The 13,841-nt window shown below is 39.7% G+C and carries 11 protein-coding genes; 7 read left to right on the top strand and 4 right to left on the bottom strand.

What is annotated here, in order from left to right; translation table 11 throughout:
- Positions 1 to 277: 277 nt before the first annotated feature.
- From QWZ08_RS16740 to QWZ08_RS16730, 3 genes are all read left to right on the top strand, one after another.
- Positions 278 to 3,325 carry a tetratricopeptide repeat protein gene (locus QWZ08_RS16740; protein ID WP_290338644.1) on the top strand — a complete coding sequence of 1,016 codons (3,048 nt, stop codon included), beginning with the start codon at positions 278 to 280 and terminating at the stop codon, positions 3,323 to 3,325.
- A 56-nt stretch (positions 3,326 to 3,381) separates the two neighbouring features.
- Positions 3,382 to 5,019, top strand: coding sequence for a TonB-dependent receptor (locus QWZ08_RS16735; RefSeq protein ID WP_290338643.1), 1,638 nt, complete (start codon positions 3,382 to 3,384; stop codon positions 5,017 to 5,019).
- 104 nt (positions 5,020 to 5,123) lie between these two features.
- Positions 5,124 to 5,684 carry a hypothetical protein gene (locus tag QWZ08_RS16730; protein ID WP_290338642.1) on the top strand — a complete coding sequence of 187 codons (561 nt, stop codon included), beginning with the start codon at positions 5,124 to 5,126 and terminating at the stop codon, positions 5,682 to 5,684.
- A 111-nt stretch (positions 5,685 to 5,795) separates the two neighbouring features.
- Here QWZ08_RS16730 and QWZ08_RS16725 read toward each other — a convergent pair whose 3' ends face one another.
- Positions 5,796 to 6,620, bottom strand: coding sequence for a glutaminyl-peptide cyclotransferase (locus QWZ08_RS16725; protein ID WP_290338641.1), 825 nt, complete (start codon positions 6,618 to 6,620; stop codon positions 5,796 to 5,798).
- A gap of 303 nt (positions 6,621 to 6,923) precedes the next feature.
- Between QWZ08_RS16725 and QWZ08_RS16720 the strand changes: the two genes are divergently transcribed.
- Positions 6,924 to 8,201 (top strand): T9SS type A sorting domain-containing protein, encoded by a 1,278-nt coding sequence (locus QWZ08_RS16720; protein WP_290338640.1) that lies wholly within the window; start codon positions 6,924 to 6,926, stop codon positions 8,199 to 8,201.
- A 4-nt stretch (positions 8,202 to 8,205) separates the two neighbouring features.
- On the opposite strand, the gene QWZ08_RS16715 is transcribed toward QWZ08_RS16720, so the two are convergent.
- Positions 8,206 to 9,351, bottom strand: a complete 1,146-nt coding sequence (locus tag QWZ08_RS16715) for an NAD(P)/FAD-dependent oxidoreductase (protein WP_290338639.1) — start codon at positions 9,349 to 9,351, stop codon at positions 8,206 to 8,208.
- A gap of 91 nt (positions 9,352 to 9,442) precedes the next feature.
- Between QWZ08_RS16715 and QWZ08_RS16710 the strand changes: the two genes are divergently transcribed.
- The 3 genes from QWZ08_RS16710 to QWZ08_RS16700 all read left to right on the top strand — a co-directional run bounded on the left by QWZ08_RS16710 (position 9,443) and on the right by QWZ08_RS16700 (position 13,080).
- On the top strand, positions 9,443 to 10,219 hold the full coding sequence (locus QWZ08_RS16710) for a DUF4197 domain-containing protein (protein WP_290338638.1): 777 nt from the start codon (positions 9,443 to 9,445) through the stop codon (positions 10,217 to 10,219).
- Between the two features lie 277 nt (positions 10,220 to 10,496).
- Positions 10,497 to 10,724 (top strand): hypothetical protein, encoded by a 228-nt coding sequence (locus tag QWZ08_RS16705; RefSeq protein ID WP_290338637.1) that lies wholly within the window; start codon positions 10,497 to 10,499, stop codon positions 10,722 to 10,724.
- Between the two features lie 163 nt (positions 10,725 to 10,887).
- Complete coding sequence (locus tag QWZ08_RS16700) at positions 10,888 to 13,080, top strand: B12-binding domain-containing radical SAM protein (protein WP_290338636.1); 2,193 nt, start codon at positions 10,888 to 10,890, stop codon at positions 13,078 to 13,080.
- A 75-nt stretch (positions 13,081 to 13,155) separates the two neighbouring features.
- Here the strand turns inward: QWZ08_RS16700 and QWZ08_RS16695 are convergent, their stop codons facing one another.
- Positions 13,156 to 13,509: an NINE protein gene (locus QWZ08_RS16695; protein ID WP_290338635.1), complete on the bottom strand. Its 354-nt coding sequence runs from the start codon at positions 13,507 to 13,509 to the stop codon at positions 13,156 to 13,158.
- The gene (locus QWZ08_RS16690; protein WP_290338634.1) at positions 13,506 to 13,820 is read right to left on the bottom strand and encodes a DUF2752 domain-containing protein; all 315 of its coding nucleotides are present in this window, start codon (positions 13,818 to 13,820) and stop codon (positions 13,506 to 13,508) included. Before QWZ08_RS16690 ends, QWZ08_RS16695 begins: the two co-directional genes overlap by 4 nt.
- Positions 13,821 to 13,841: the final 21 nt, after the last annotated feature.

Here is a 13,841-nt window from a genome sequence, read left to right as displayed (position 1 = left end):
TAATCTTTATCATTATTCATGCAGTAAAAATTATGGCACAACAGAAATTTTAAAACCACCTTTCAATAAAATACATCTCGTTATTTAAGTAACTATTTGTTTCCGGCAATTCATCAAGTGATTAAAAAGCTATGTGAAAATTTTTTCTTTATCTTTTTTTTAACAGGCATTCGACTGTACATTTCGTTCTCAATCCAACAGTTATCCACTTATTAACAAAGGCTTTGGAATGGTGTTTGCTTAACTGGCAATATAGTTAATTTTACAGCTGGCAATAATGAAAGAAACAATCAACATGATAAAACCTACTTATTTTTTACTGCTTACTGCAGTGCTGTTTTCATTAACGCTGATTGCACAGCCCACACATGTTTTTACCGATGCGGAAAAGAAATTTAAAGATGCGAAGGAACTATTTATTAAACAGCAATACGCACTTGCTTATCCCTTACTGGAAGCTGTAAAGAAGGAATATCCTGATGAACAAAAAAGCAACAATGTTTATCTGCATGATGATGTAAATTATTACTACATCGTGTGCCGTTTAAAATTGCAGTTGCCTGTTGCTGAAGAAGAGGCAAAGTATTACATAGATTGGATAAATAATGAACCAAGGCAGGAACTGATGAGTTACCACCTGGGCAAATTCTATTTTGTAAAAAATGATTTTGCCAATGCAATAAAATATTATGAAAAGGCATCGCTGGATAACCTGAGTAATGAAGAGATTGCGGATGCTAAATTTGAAATGGGCTATTGCTATTTTAATCTTAAAAGGTTTAAAGATGCAAAGCCATTGTTCAATGAAATTCACCAGTTGCCGGATAACAAATATTATATTCCGGCCAATTACTATTATGGATTTTTAAGTTATTACGACCGCAACTATGCAGAAGCTTTAAAATCATTTAAGCTGGTAGAGATGAAGGACGAATACAAAAGTGTAGTACCGTATTACATTGCCGAAATCTACTATTTTCAAAATAAAAAAGATGAATCTTTAAGATACGGAGAAAGTGTTTTAAGCAGGGGAGGGCTGTACTATGACAAGGAGATGAAACAGCTGCTGGGCCAGATGTATTTTGAAAGAAAGAATTACGCCAAAGCTTTGCCACTACTTGAATATTACGTAAACAATACGAAAAAAGTAAGCAAGGAAGATTTGTATGAAGTAAGTTACTGTTACTATGAAGCAAAGCAGCTAACTAAAGCAATTGCAGGGTTTAAACAGTTAAGTAATGAACAGGATTCATTGGGACAAAATTCCATGTACCTGCTCGGCGATTGTTATTTGAGAACCAATCAAAAAGCCAATGCAAGAACTGCTTTTCAATATTGTGCCAATAACAGCAGCAATAAACAGCAGCAGGAAATTTCTCTTTTTAATTATGCCAAGTTATCTTACGACTTGGGTTACCAGGACGTGGCATTGAATGAAATGAGAAAATTTTTAAACAACTATCCAAATTCAACTTATACCAATGAAGCAAAAGAAATTTTGGTAGGCTTGCTGGCCAATACAAATAATTTTAATGATGCGCTCGCCTTGTATGAATCTTTCGGCAAGCCGACGGCATCAATGCAAAATGTGTATCCGCGGATTTTATATGGCCGTGCCGTTGAATATTTGAATGATCAGCAGATAACACAGGCAGATGATCTCTTTACAAAAATTCTGAAATTGCCGGCATCATCTGTTACACCTTACGCCAATTTTTGGAAAGGGGAAATAGCCTATCGTATACCTGATTATGACGCGGCCATACGATACCTGACTTTCTATTTGCAGAGCGGTGCGCCTGCACAGGGAGAGGCAACACCTGCTACTGCTAAATACGACCTGGGATACTGCTGGATGAAAAAAGAAAGTTACAAGCAATCTCTTACCAATTTTGAACCTATCGCAAAATCAGCTACCACAGCCACTCCTGTAGAACAGGACGCTTATGTAAGAAGTGCAGATGATTATTTTATGCTGAAGGATTTTGCTAAAGCAAATACTATGTATGATGTGGTAATCAGCAATGCGCTGCCTCAGAGCGATTATGCGATGTTTCAGAAATCTATGATAGCAGGCATAAAAAGTGCTACCGGAAAAATTGCAGGACTCAACAGCTTAACGCGTTTGTACCCCCAAAGCAGTCTTGTACCTGATGCTACAATGGAAATTGCCAATACATATATGGCTGATGAAAAATTCAGGGAAGCTATTCCTTATTTAACGAAAGTACTGTCAAATACCAATGCCGGAGGGTTAAAACCAAAAGCTTATCTAAAACTTGGATTAAGTTATTATAACCTGGACAACAACGATCAGGCCTTAACAAATTACCAGCAATTGATACAGCAATACCCGCAATCTGCAGAAGCAGACGAAGCGCTGGATAATATCAAGAATATTTATGTAGAAGCCGGCAAGCCGAATGAATATGTTGAACTGATGCGTAAAAACGGCAAAAATATTTCTGCAACCGAAGCGGATGGTATAACATACAGTGCAGCAGAACTAAAGTATAACAACAACGATTGCGCCGGTGCCATTGCAGGATTCACCAATTACTTATTGCAGTTTCCGGCCGGTGCTTCAGTATTGGAGGCTAATTTTTTCCGCAGTGAATGCTACTTAAAAAATAAGGACTGGAACAATGCATTGATTGGGTACAACTATGTAAGCGGCAAAGGCATCAACAAATATTTTGAAAGAGCTGCACTAGCCGCCAGCCGCATTTACTATTTTGAATTGAAAGATTATGCCAACGCAAAGAAGACGTTCGAAATATTGCGGGCTGGTGCTGTTAACCAGGATAACCAACTGGAAGCCGCAAGGGGATTGGTGCGGTGCGATTACCAACTAAAAGAATACGACCAGGCAAACGAAGTTGCCAAGGATTTATTAAAGGGAAAGGGAATCAGTACTGACGATAGATCAGTAGCTTTTTTAGTGTTGGGTAAATCACAGCAAAAAAGTAATGATTGCAACGGTGCTATTGCTTCCTTTAAATCATGTGCAGCAATCAATAAATCAGCCTGGGGAGCTGAGGCCCGTTATGAAATTGCCAATTGTTTGTTCAGCCTCGGTAATTATACTGCAGCCGAAAAAGCGGCACAGGTGGTTATAAAAGAAACCAGCAGTTACGATTACTGGCTTACCAGCAGCTATATTTTATTGGGCGATATTTTTATGCAGCAGAAAGATTTTTTCAACGCAAAAGCTACTTACCAGAGTGTGGCGCAAAACTCAACTATACCGGAATTGAAAACATCGGCCCAGCAAAAACTGGATAAGGCAACAGCAGCAGAAAAAGAATTGTCAAAAGTAAATTAGTAACTGTTTAAACCATCAGTAAACATTTTAAAAAGCACATTACAATAATTATAACCATGCGCATAAAAAGTATTATTACAGGTTTATTTTGTTTACCGGCACTGGCATGTCTGGCACAAAAAGACACAGCAAAAAAGCAGAGCATTGATATTACTTCCAGCTATAAACCTGTCTTGCGCAATGCAGTTAAAATTAATTTTTCGGCGAGCAATCTGACCGCTGATACGGCCAAACAGGTTGCACCCTATTCTATTCCTTCGCAAAATTTATTTTATACCTACCAACCGATGGCGTTAAAGCCACTTGCACTTGCTCAGGACACCAGCCTGGATATGGGATCAAGAAATTTTTTGAAAGCAGGGTTCGGAAATTATTCAACACCATATATCAATGCGGGTTTTAGTTTTGGAGATGGAAAAACAAGCCTGGTAAATGTGTATGCGGATTATATTTCATCCAAAGGAAAAATTGCCAACCAGGATTATAGCAAGATGAATATAAAAGCTGCCGGTAGTTATTTTACAGCAAGAAATGAAGTATACGGCAGCGCAGGTGTGAGCCAGTATGATTACTATTTATACGGGTACGACCATGCGTTGCATACCTACAACAGAAATGATGTATTACAACGTTTAACCGATATTAAATTGAAGGCTGGTTTTCGTAATAAAGATGCCAATGAGTCGGGTATAAATTATAATCCAAATGTGGAGATCAACATATTCAGTAATCGTAAACACCTCACGGAAAGTTCTTTGCTGATAGAAGCTCCTGTTGATAAAACACTGGGCGACGTATTCTCTGTAAAAGTGGCTGCCAAGGCTGATATCACCACTTATACCACACAAAACTATATCCCCAATAATTTTAAATTCAACAACTATATTTTTTCAATTGCGCCGGAACTGGTGTACGCTACGCCTTCACTTTCACTTCATGGTGGTGTAACGCCTGCATGGGATAATGGGCAGTTAAGTGTATTACCTAATTTTTATGGAGAAGCTCAAATACCTGATAAACCTTTTTTGGTACAGGCTGGTTTAATCGGCCGTTTTATTAAAAACAACTATCAGAATTTAACGACGCTAAATCCTTACCTGGCCCCGATTACTTCTGCACAACTAAATACAAAAGAAACTGAATTGTATGGCGGCGTAAAAGCATCCGTTGGAAAGCATTTCAATTTCAGTGCAAAAGCAGGGTTGCTTAGCTACAAAAACTTGCCGTTTTTTATAAACGATACTGCATCTGACATGAGGTATTTCAAAATAAGTAACGAAAGTAAACTGACTGACCTGCGCTTACACGGCGACTTAAGTTATATAAGTCAGGATAAATTTACTATTACAGGTGGGCTCACTTTTAACGGCTATACTGGTATGCACGATAATAACAAAGCCTGGGGAACAATACCGCTGCAAATTGAAGCATCGCTTCGCTGGTGGGCATTTAAACAGGTTATGATTAAGAGCGATTTTACTGCTTACACCGGTTCATCTTACCTCTTGCCCGGCAATGTCAATAAGGCACTAAGCGGCGCTGCGGACCTGAGTGCGGGTGTTGAAGTTTCGATCAACAAAAAAATAAGCGCCTGGCTTGACATCAATAATATCCTGAATAATAAATACCAGCGCTGGTATGGATACCAGGTATACGGAACAAATATTTTGGCTGGTGTGCTGTTGAAGTTTTAACAGCGTCCGGGCTGTTGCCGCCACATTAAAAAATTATTACTGAGTCATTAAATGAAACCGTTTTTGATATAATATCCTGCTATCTTTGATCCATACAATCTATCATGGAATATTTAATAGCCCCAACACTTTTTCAAAAAAAAATATGCCGGTTGCCCGGTATCGGCATCCTGTCTTTAAAAAATTATCCGGCAGTAAGTAATGTTGCCGCAGCAGTAATCAAAGCACCTGCACCGTTTATCAGTTTTTCCCCGGCAAATGAAAATGAAGAAAGTGTCTTCAATGAATTTTCAGCACTCAGTGAAATAATCAGGAAAGACATTGAAGAAAATGGAACTGTTACTTTAAAAGGGGTTGGTGACTTTATTAAAAAGGAAAACGGTGCCATTGACTTTATACCATCCCACATTCATCCGTTGTTTATGCCGGATGTTACTGCAACAAGGGTAATCAGGCAGAACGCAGAGCACACCATCCTGGTAGGAGATAAGGAAACTACCAACACACAAATGAGCGGCTATTTCGTGGAAGCAGAAGAAATAACTCCGGCGAAAGACCGCTGGTGGATTTGGGCAATTGTATTGGTAGCGGCCGGTTTGGCAATAATTGGTTTGTACCTTCTGCAAAATGGTTTTAACCTGTTTGGCAATGTAGTTAACCCCTGATCTGGCTGACTAAATTTTTCCAACGGAAGATTACCGGGTTACACACAAAAAAAATGTTTCCTCTTTCACAAGTGTATATCAATTACTATTTTCATACAACGGCTCTGTCGCTTACTGATTAATATAAGCTTCAAACATTTTAGGCCAGCGTTTCCCCGTGATGTACAGCTTTTTACTGGTGCTGTCATAAGCAATGCCATTCAGTACATCTGTTCTGTCTGCAACAACCTGGTTTTTAAAATACTGATCTTTCAAGCCAGGTAAATCAATCCTGCCCACCACATGGCCGCTGGCGGGATCAACCTTTACGATGAACTCCATTGTATATACATTGGCGAAAACAAAACCGTTGATCATTTCGAGTTCATTCAAATTAGTTACCGGCCCTGTATTATCAGTAACCTGTATGGTAGTTCTTACCCTGAAATCTGCCGGATTCACAAAATATAAATTGGCAGACCCATCACTTATTATGAGTTCTTTGTCAGTGTGTGTAATGCCCCAGCCCTCATATGGCCAATTGAAAGTCTGGATTGGTTTATCTATATTGTTCAAGTCGTATACATTTACCACGTGGCTTTGCCAGGTTAACTGGTAAATTTTATTATTAAAAATGGTGATGCCTTCTCCAAAAATTTTACCTGTGCCCATTACATGTTTATGTTCCACCCTGCCTGTTTTTATATCGGTTACACGTAAAGAGGATGTTTCATAATCACCTGTTCCTTCATATAATTTTCCATTGTGTATTTCCAGTCCCTGTGTATAGGCACTTGTATCATGCGGATAAATGCCGATAATATTTAAAGTAATGTTTTGAGGAGCTGCAATTCCGGTAGAAGGTGATTCTGCAGGCGTGGAGGGTTCGGTATTGTCGTTGTTATTGCTGCAGGCTGCTAATAGCAAAAGACCAGCTGATAGAAAATATTTTGTCATTAAAATTTAATTCGTTTGTGGGCAAAAGTACTAAAGCCCCGCAGCTTTAAAGCAATGTCTTCAATAAAAGAATGCAAATATTTTTTGCCGGTAACGTTATTCTCCCTATTTTTATGTTATCTCTGAAACGGATATTTGAAACCACTTCTATTTTAATAATACCGTAGCCCGCTTTTTATTCTGAGATAAAAAATCCCATTTCTTTTATTGTTGGCCTCCAGGCCTTTTCTCCAATACCTCTGACAAGTGTTTTGTGTATCCCCATGAGCCAAATTATTTTTTTGCTATTCAAATTTTTGGTTTATGAAATTTATCCCGGGCCTTGTATTGCTTTTATTATTACCAACAATGGTTGCAAATGCGCAACGCAGGTGTGGTACGGCATACTACATTCAGCAACTCATTAAAGCAGACGCTGGCTTAGGTAATTCCATCAACAAGGCGGAAGCACAGATAAAGGCTGTTACAAGCAAGGCCGCTGGTGAAAGGGATATAGTAGCAGACGAAATTATTTACTTGCCTGTAGTCATACATGTACTGTACAATACAGGGGTTCAAAATATAAGCCTGGCGCAAATTCAATCACAACTTACTGTCTTAAACAATGATTACAGTAATTTAAATGCTGACAAGGTTAATACGCCCGCAGTTTTTAGCGCCCTTGCCGCCGATACCAAGATCAGGTTTTGTCTTGCACAGGTAGATCCACAGGGAAAAAGAACTTCAGGAATAATAAGAAAATATACCGGTACACAGGTTTTTTCCCCGGAGGATGCGATGAAATATACGGCACAGGGTGGTGATGATGCCTGGGACTGTAAGCGGTACCTGAATATTTGGGTTTGCGATATGGGAGGAAGAACACTTGGCTATTCCAGTGTACCCGGTGGCCCTGCAGCTACAGATGGAGTGGTGGTTGCGTATGACGTTTTTGGGAGTACCGGCAATGTACGTTCGCCCTATGATAAAGGGAGAACAGCTACTCATGAAACCGGTCACTGGCTTGGATTAAAGCATGTATGGGGCGATGCAGTCTGCGGTTCGGATGAAGTAGATGATACACCGACTCAACAGTATTATAATTATGGCTGCCCATCATTTCCACATGTATCCAATTGCTCGCCTGATGGTAATGGGGACATGTTCATGAACTTTATGGATTTTGCAAATGATGCCTGTATGAGCCTTTTTACAAACGGCCAGAAAGCGAGAATGCGTGCCTTGTTTGAAAAGGATAACATCCGCAATTCATTCTTAACATCGTTTGCATGCGATAGCACATTGGTACAAGCCAGCCCCGTAATTACCGTGGATACGATAGCGGTCGCAAAACCGGTTATTGGGGTAAATATCTATCCCAACCCGATGCAATCGAATGTTACAATTGAATGTGCGTCAACATTAAAATCGGCAACGCTGAAAACAATCAATATCTACAATGTATCCGGTAGTAAAGTATACACATCCACTTTTAATTCGGCTAAAACAACTATCAGCGTTGCTACTTTAGCTAAGGGGATTTACATCTTTAGTGTTGAAGAAGGAGCAAACAGGTTTACAAAGAAACTCATTAAGCAATAAATATTTAATTCATCATGCCGGCGATTTTCCGGGCAGCTTCGGGTGCAAGGGCAACACCCATTCCGCTCATCCGTACACAACAAAAAACATCACTTTCTATTTGCTGAATCAACGGTTTTTTCTCACTACCCATTGCCATAATACCACTCCAGGTATCAGTAACAGTATAATTTGTTTCCGGAAGTAAGTGTTGTGCAATAAAATCCTGCAAGGCGGTTTGTATTAAAGAGGTAGTCTCCATCTCCAGCGTATGCTCATTGTTAAAATCTTTATTTCGGGCGCCGCCTAACAACAACCGGTTGCCTACGTTTCTGAAATAATAATAACCCTGGTCAAAATGGAACGTACCTTTAAATTTAAGATTGGCGATAGGTGCTGTAATAAGCACCTGTCCACGGTTTGGCACGATATCTATCTGCGGTAACAGCTGTTTTGTAAAGGCGTTGGTGCAAAGCAGGAGTTGATTTGTATAAAAAGAAATCTCCATTTTTTCGTTGCCTGCGATGGCATGTAATTGTATTCCTCTGGAATGTTTATCAAAATGCTTTACTTCAATATTCGTTAAAACCTGTATTCCCATTCCCTGTACTTTTTGCAGTAGTGCCTGCACGAGTTTGCCCGAATGTATTCCTGCTTCCAGCTTATTTTCTACCAGATGCGTGAAACCTTCAAACCCAAATTCAGTTATTTTTTCGTCAGCAATTTTAAATAAATTTTCGTGGCTGGTAATTGTATGCAGTCCGCTGTTAAGCCAGTCAAGTTTGTTGGCACATTCATGCCAGTCTGCTGATTGTTCCGAAAAGCATTCATAGCCGCCGCACGGATCATAATCAATAGCAGCATCATCAAAATATTGTCTTATTTGCCGGAGACCTTTAAAGCGCATTTCAACCAGCTGCCACATATTATCTTCTCCCATTGTCATCGCATCTGCTATCAATTCTCCCGGGCTTCCAAAGCAGCTGAAGCCGGCGTTGCGGGTGCTGGCCCCTGTTGGTATTACGCCTCTTTCAAGGATCGTTATCTTATAACCGGGATTTTTTTCTTTTAGTTTCAGCGCACTCCATAACCCGGAAAATCCACTGCCAACAATGATAACATCCTGTGGTGCAAAAAAACTTTCCTTTTCCCAAAAAGATAACTGTGGCATATTGCAAATTGTTAAAAAAGATAAAGGTAGAAACTAAATAAGCACATTAAACGTTACACCACTAAATTTGTCCTACTAATCAAAATATTATATGAAAAAAATTACTACCATTTTTATCGGGCTTTCATTGCTTGCTTTAACTGCTCATGCACAAGGTCTTAAAGGCCTCATGAATAAGGTTACAAAAAAAGACAGTACCTCCGGAAAAAGTTTGCTTGATAAGGTTACACCGGGTTCGGGCTCTTCAGGTTTGGGAAAGGGGCTGAGTAATGACGATATTATTGCTGGTTTAAAGGAAGCATTGAGAGTAGGTACGGATAGCAGCAGCAAAAAATTGAGTGCTGTAAACGGATTTTTTGCCGATGCCGCCATAAAAATCTTAATGCCGGCAGAAGCCCAGAAGGTAGAAAAAAACTTACGTAATTTGGGGATGGGAAGTTTAGTAGATAAAGCCATTCTTTCAATGAACCGGGCGGCGGAAGACGCAGCAAGCGGGGTTGGAGATATTTTCTGGAACTCCATCAAGCAAATGAGTGTTAGTGATGGTTTGGGAATTTTGAAGGGTGGCGACTTTGCTGCCACGGATTATCTGAGGAAAACAACTACCATGGAGCTGACTGAAAAATTCAGACCTGTAATTGAAGCCAGCCTTGTAAAAGTAGATGCAACCAAATATTGGAAAGATGTATTCAGCAATTACAATAAATTTTCTGCCAACAAGGTAAATCCTGATCTTACTGCATATGTTACCGAAAAAGCGTTGAGCGGTTTATTTTTAAACATCAGCCTGCAGGAACAAAAGATACGGAAAGACCCTGCAGCGCAGGTTACAGGTATTTTGAAGTCGGTGTTTGGGGGTAGTAAGTAACTAACTTTTTAATCTAATCTGACTCATTTTAAAAGGGCTGCAATTAGCAGCCTTTTTTATTACCTTAGCCAATATGAAAGTTAGCCTTCTGTTTATATGTTTAACAATCTCAATAAACTTTTTCGGTCAACAAATTAACTATAATGATCTTATCGGGACGTCCTGGACATACAATAAGCAGACATTTTCAGATAGTATCAGCTTTGTATTTACAGACAGTGCTCACTATAAATTATACTATTGGAAAAACGGGAAAAACTATTACAACGGAAACTTCATGAATTATTCCCTTGATACATCTTATTCACCCACACTTTGGTGTTGGGGAACATTTACAAATGTTGGTACAGGTAATCAGAAAAACTGGCAGGAGATGTATTGTTTTCTAAGAATGATAGATAAAAATACCCTTGAAGCACAATCAAAATGGAACGGTAAAAAACCCAAAAAAGGAAGTTGGAAAAAACATGCAAAGTTTACTTATACCATGATCAAAACCAGCTGAATACTTATTTTTTGATGTTCCGATTTTCATTAAAAAACAACTTTAATCAATTCCGGTAATCTTATTGAAGCTTTCGTCACCAAAAACTGAATAATGGAATATGCAAATGCAATCAACCGGCATTTAATTTTTAACCGATAATTTTGCAAACAAATACACATCATTGAGCGCTCCCGTTTTTTTTATAACACCACCGTTTACGCAGTTAAACACGCCTTATCCTGCTACGGCTTATCTCAAGGGTTTTTTAAATACAAAAAATATTCCTTCCTTCCAGGCCGATTTGGGGATTGAAGTAACACTTGCTATTTTTTGTAAAGAAGGATTGACACATTTATTCAGCGTCATTCCCGATAAAGAATGGTCGGAGAATGGCTGCAGGATAATTGCGTTGCAGCAGGAGTATATTAATACCATTGATGCGGTTATTTTGTTTTTGCAGGGAAAAAATCCAACGCTGTCACATCTTATCGGCAACAGAAATTTTTTGCCTGAGGCCAGTCGTTTTGCACAACTGGATGATTTGAAATGGGCTTTTGGCAGTATGGGCATCCAGGATAAAGCAAAGCACCTGGCAACCATGTATCTGGAAGATTTATCGGATTTAATAACAGAGTGCGTGGATGTGCATTTTGGTTTTAGCAGGTATGCTGAAAAGTTGGGCAGAAGCGCCAACAGTTTTGATGAACTATATGCAGAACTGCAAAAAGACTATACCTATATTGATGAATTGCTGATTGAAATTCTTAAAAAAAAGATGGATTCAGTCAATCCTTCCCTGGTTGCTATTTCAGTTCCGTTTCCTGGTAACCTGTATACTTCACTTCGCTGCGGGCAGTTTATAAAAAAACAATATCCCGGCGTGAAAGTGGCTATGGGAGGAGGTTTTGCCAATACAGAACTCCGCTCGCTGAGCGATGCAAGGGTGTTTGAAATGTATGATTTTATTACACTCGATGATGGTGAAGCGCCGGTAGAAAACCTGTTGCTATACCTGGATGGTAAAATAGCCATTGACAAGCTGAAGCGGACTTTTACCTTGGTGAACGGTCAGGTAACTTATATCAATAATGCAGCCTGCAGCGATTATAAACAGGGACAGGTTGGTACACCGGACTATAGCGATCTGTTGCTTGATAAATATATTTCCGCCATTGAAGTCATCAATCCCATGCATAGTTTATGGAGCGATGGACGCTGGAATAAGCTCACTATGGCGCACGGCTGCTATTGGGGCAAATGTACTTTTTGTGATATTTCACTCGACTATATAAAACTATATGAACCTATCGCGGCGCAATTGCTTTGCGACCGTATGGAAACAATCATTGCGCAAACCGGGCAGAACGGTTTTCATTTTGTGGATGAAGCTGCGCCGCCTGCCCTGATGCGTGCGCTGGCTATTGAAATCATCAAAAGAAAACTAACTGTCAGCTGGTGGACGAATATTCGTTTTGAAAAAAGTTTCACGAGGGATTTATGCCTGCTTTTGAAAGCCTCGGGTTGTATTGCTGTATCAGGTGGCTTGGAAGTGGCTTCCGACCGCCTGCTTGCACTGATACAAAAAGGCATAACCGTGGCACAGGTGGCAAAAGTAAATAAGCATTTTTCGGAAGCCGGTATTATGGTACATGCCTACCTGATGTATGGATTTCCAACGCAAACGGTACAGGAGACGATTGATTCATTGGAAATGGTAAGGCAGCTTTTTGAAGCAGGGATTTTGCAATCTGCCTTCTGGCACCAGTTTACCATGACGGCACACAGCCCTGTAGGGTTGGAGCCTGAAAAATATAAAGTGAAAAAAATGAGCGAGGTGACAGGCAGTTTCGCCAATAATGATATTGAACACACCGATCCAACAGGTGCTGATCATCCTGCCTTTAGTTTTGGGTTAAAAAAATCGTTGCTAAATTATATGCATGGCGCCTGTTTTGACTATCCTCTGCAAAAATGGTTTGAGTTTAAAGTGCCCAGGACAAGCGTACCGCCTGATTATATTGTACAGGCACTGGAACAACAGGAACCCACTACAGCAAAGCCCGGCGCAAAAATAACCTGGCTGGGCACAAGGCCCCGGGTAGTGCATTTTACCAAATCAAAAAAAGGAAATCATTGGCCGATGACCGAATTGATTTTTCAGAATAAAAAAGAAACAGTCAGCATTAAAGTAAATGAACAACAAGGCGATTGGCTCGCAGCCATGCTGGAAAAACTGTCAGTACATAACAATGACGTGTATACGCTGCAGCAGGTAAAGGAAAACTATGAAGTAAACAACCTGGAAGACTTTGAACTTTTTTGGGATAATAAACCGGTGAATAGTTTGTATCGTTTTGGCTTGCTGCAGCTTTAAAGAGTGGCCGTTCAAGTGGTCTTCGAAATAAAACAGCAGCTCAGACAATATCAGTTAAAAAAGCTCCCGCTTTTCTTAAAAACCTCTTACCATTCCCATTGCCTCTATAGCCATTTTTTGATTCAGTTCAAATGTTAGTTCTTTGTGATTGATGGTATCTACAATGGTACCAATAAAACAAAGACCCGCGGTAAAAAAATAAAGGATGCCCATTCCAATTTGTCCGGCAACAAACCGCTGAATGCCGGCAAAACCTACAAAACCAAGTACGCAACAAATTAAGATGGTTTCTGATCGTTTGCGTTTTGCATTGTACAGCGAAATAAAAAGATGCAGTTTATCTTCCGGAAGATCTTTGGTAAAAGCCTTTAAAAAGGCAAGTTCATCAGGCTCAATGGTAGGTATCAGTGTAATTAAATTGGTGCTCATGTCAATATCAATTTTGGTTTTAATGAAAGTTGTACTATACGATGACAAATAATAATGACTGCCAGTATCCCAAGCGGGTGATGGTGAAATGATGATGCCAGTTGCAGGTGCAGGGCGTCATGTATAGCATGGCCTATTCCGCATCCGGGGCATGCGTGTATGTTGAGCCTGCTTAAAATACAGATCGTGGGAGCATTGCTCTCCGGGCGCATACAAAACAGTAGTAACAGCGACAGGCACCAGAACAATCGTTCAAAATTTTTACCGAAAAAATGTTTGGCCCGTTTTATTAATGTATAAAATGTGTCCATTTTAAAATCTTGTTATTGCAT

It is taken from the genome of Ferruginibacter paludis (assembly GCF_030409685.1).
GTDB lineage: Bacteria > Bacteroidota > Bacteroidia > Chitinophagales > Chitinophagaceae > Ferruginibacter > Ferruginibacter paludis.
Note: the sequence above shows the minus strand (reverse complement) of the source record. Positions and strands in the feature narration are given on the sequence as shown.

Bases quoted from the DNA above. Each gene is read 5' to 3' on its own strand.
- QWZ08_RS16705 (WP_290338637.1), top strand. From the start codon at position 10,497: ATGAATTATTCCCTTGATACATCTTATTCACCCACACTTTGGTGTTGG.
- QWZ08_RS16735 (WP_290338643.1), top strand. From the start codon at position 3,382: ATGCGCATAAAAAGTATTATTACAGGTTTATTTTGTTTACCGGCACTG.
- QWZ08_RS16710 (WP_290338638.1), top strand. From the start codon at position 9,443: ATGAAAAAAATTACTACCATTTTTATCGGGCTTTCATTGCTTGCTTTA.
- QWZ08_RS16740 (WP_290338644.1), top strand. From the start codon at position 278: ATGAAAGAAACAATCAACATGATAAAACCTACTTATTTTTTACTGCTT.
- QWZ08_RS16720 (WP_290338640.1), top strand. From the start codon at position 6,924: ATGAAATTTATCCCGGGCCTTGTATTGCTTTTATTATTACCAACAATG.
- QWZ08_RS16730 (WP_290338642.1), top strand. From the start codon at position 5,124: ATGGAATATTTAATAGCCCCAACACTTTTTCAAAAAAAAATATGCCGG.
- QWZ08_RS16690 (WP_290338634.1), bottom strand. From the start codon at position 13,820: ATGGACACATTTTATACATTAATAAAACGGGCCAAACATTTTTTCGGT.
- QWZ08_RS16695 (WP_290338635.1), bottom strand. From the start codon at position 13,509: ATGAGCACCAATTTAATTACACTGATACCTACCATTGAGCCTGATGAA.
- QWZ08_RS16715 (WP_290338639.1), bottom strand. From the start codon at position 9,351: ATGCCACAGTTATCTTTTTGGGAAAAGGAAAGTTTTTTTGCACCACAG.
- QWZ08_RS16725 (WP_290338641.1), bottom strand. From the start codon at position 6,620: ATGACAAAATATTTTCTATCAGCTGGTCTTTTGCTATTAGCAGCCTGC.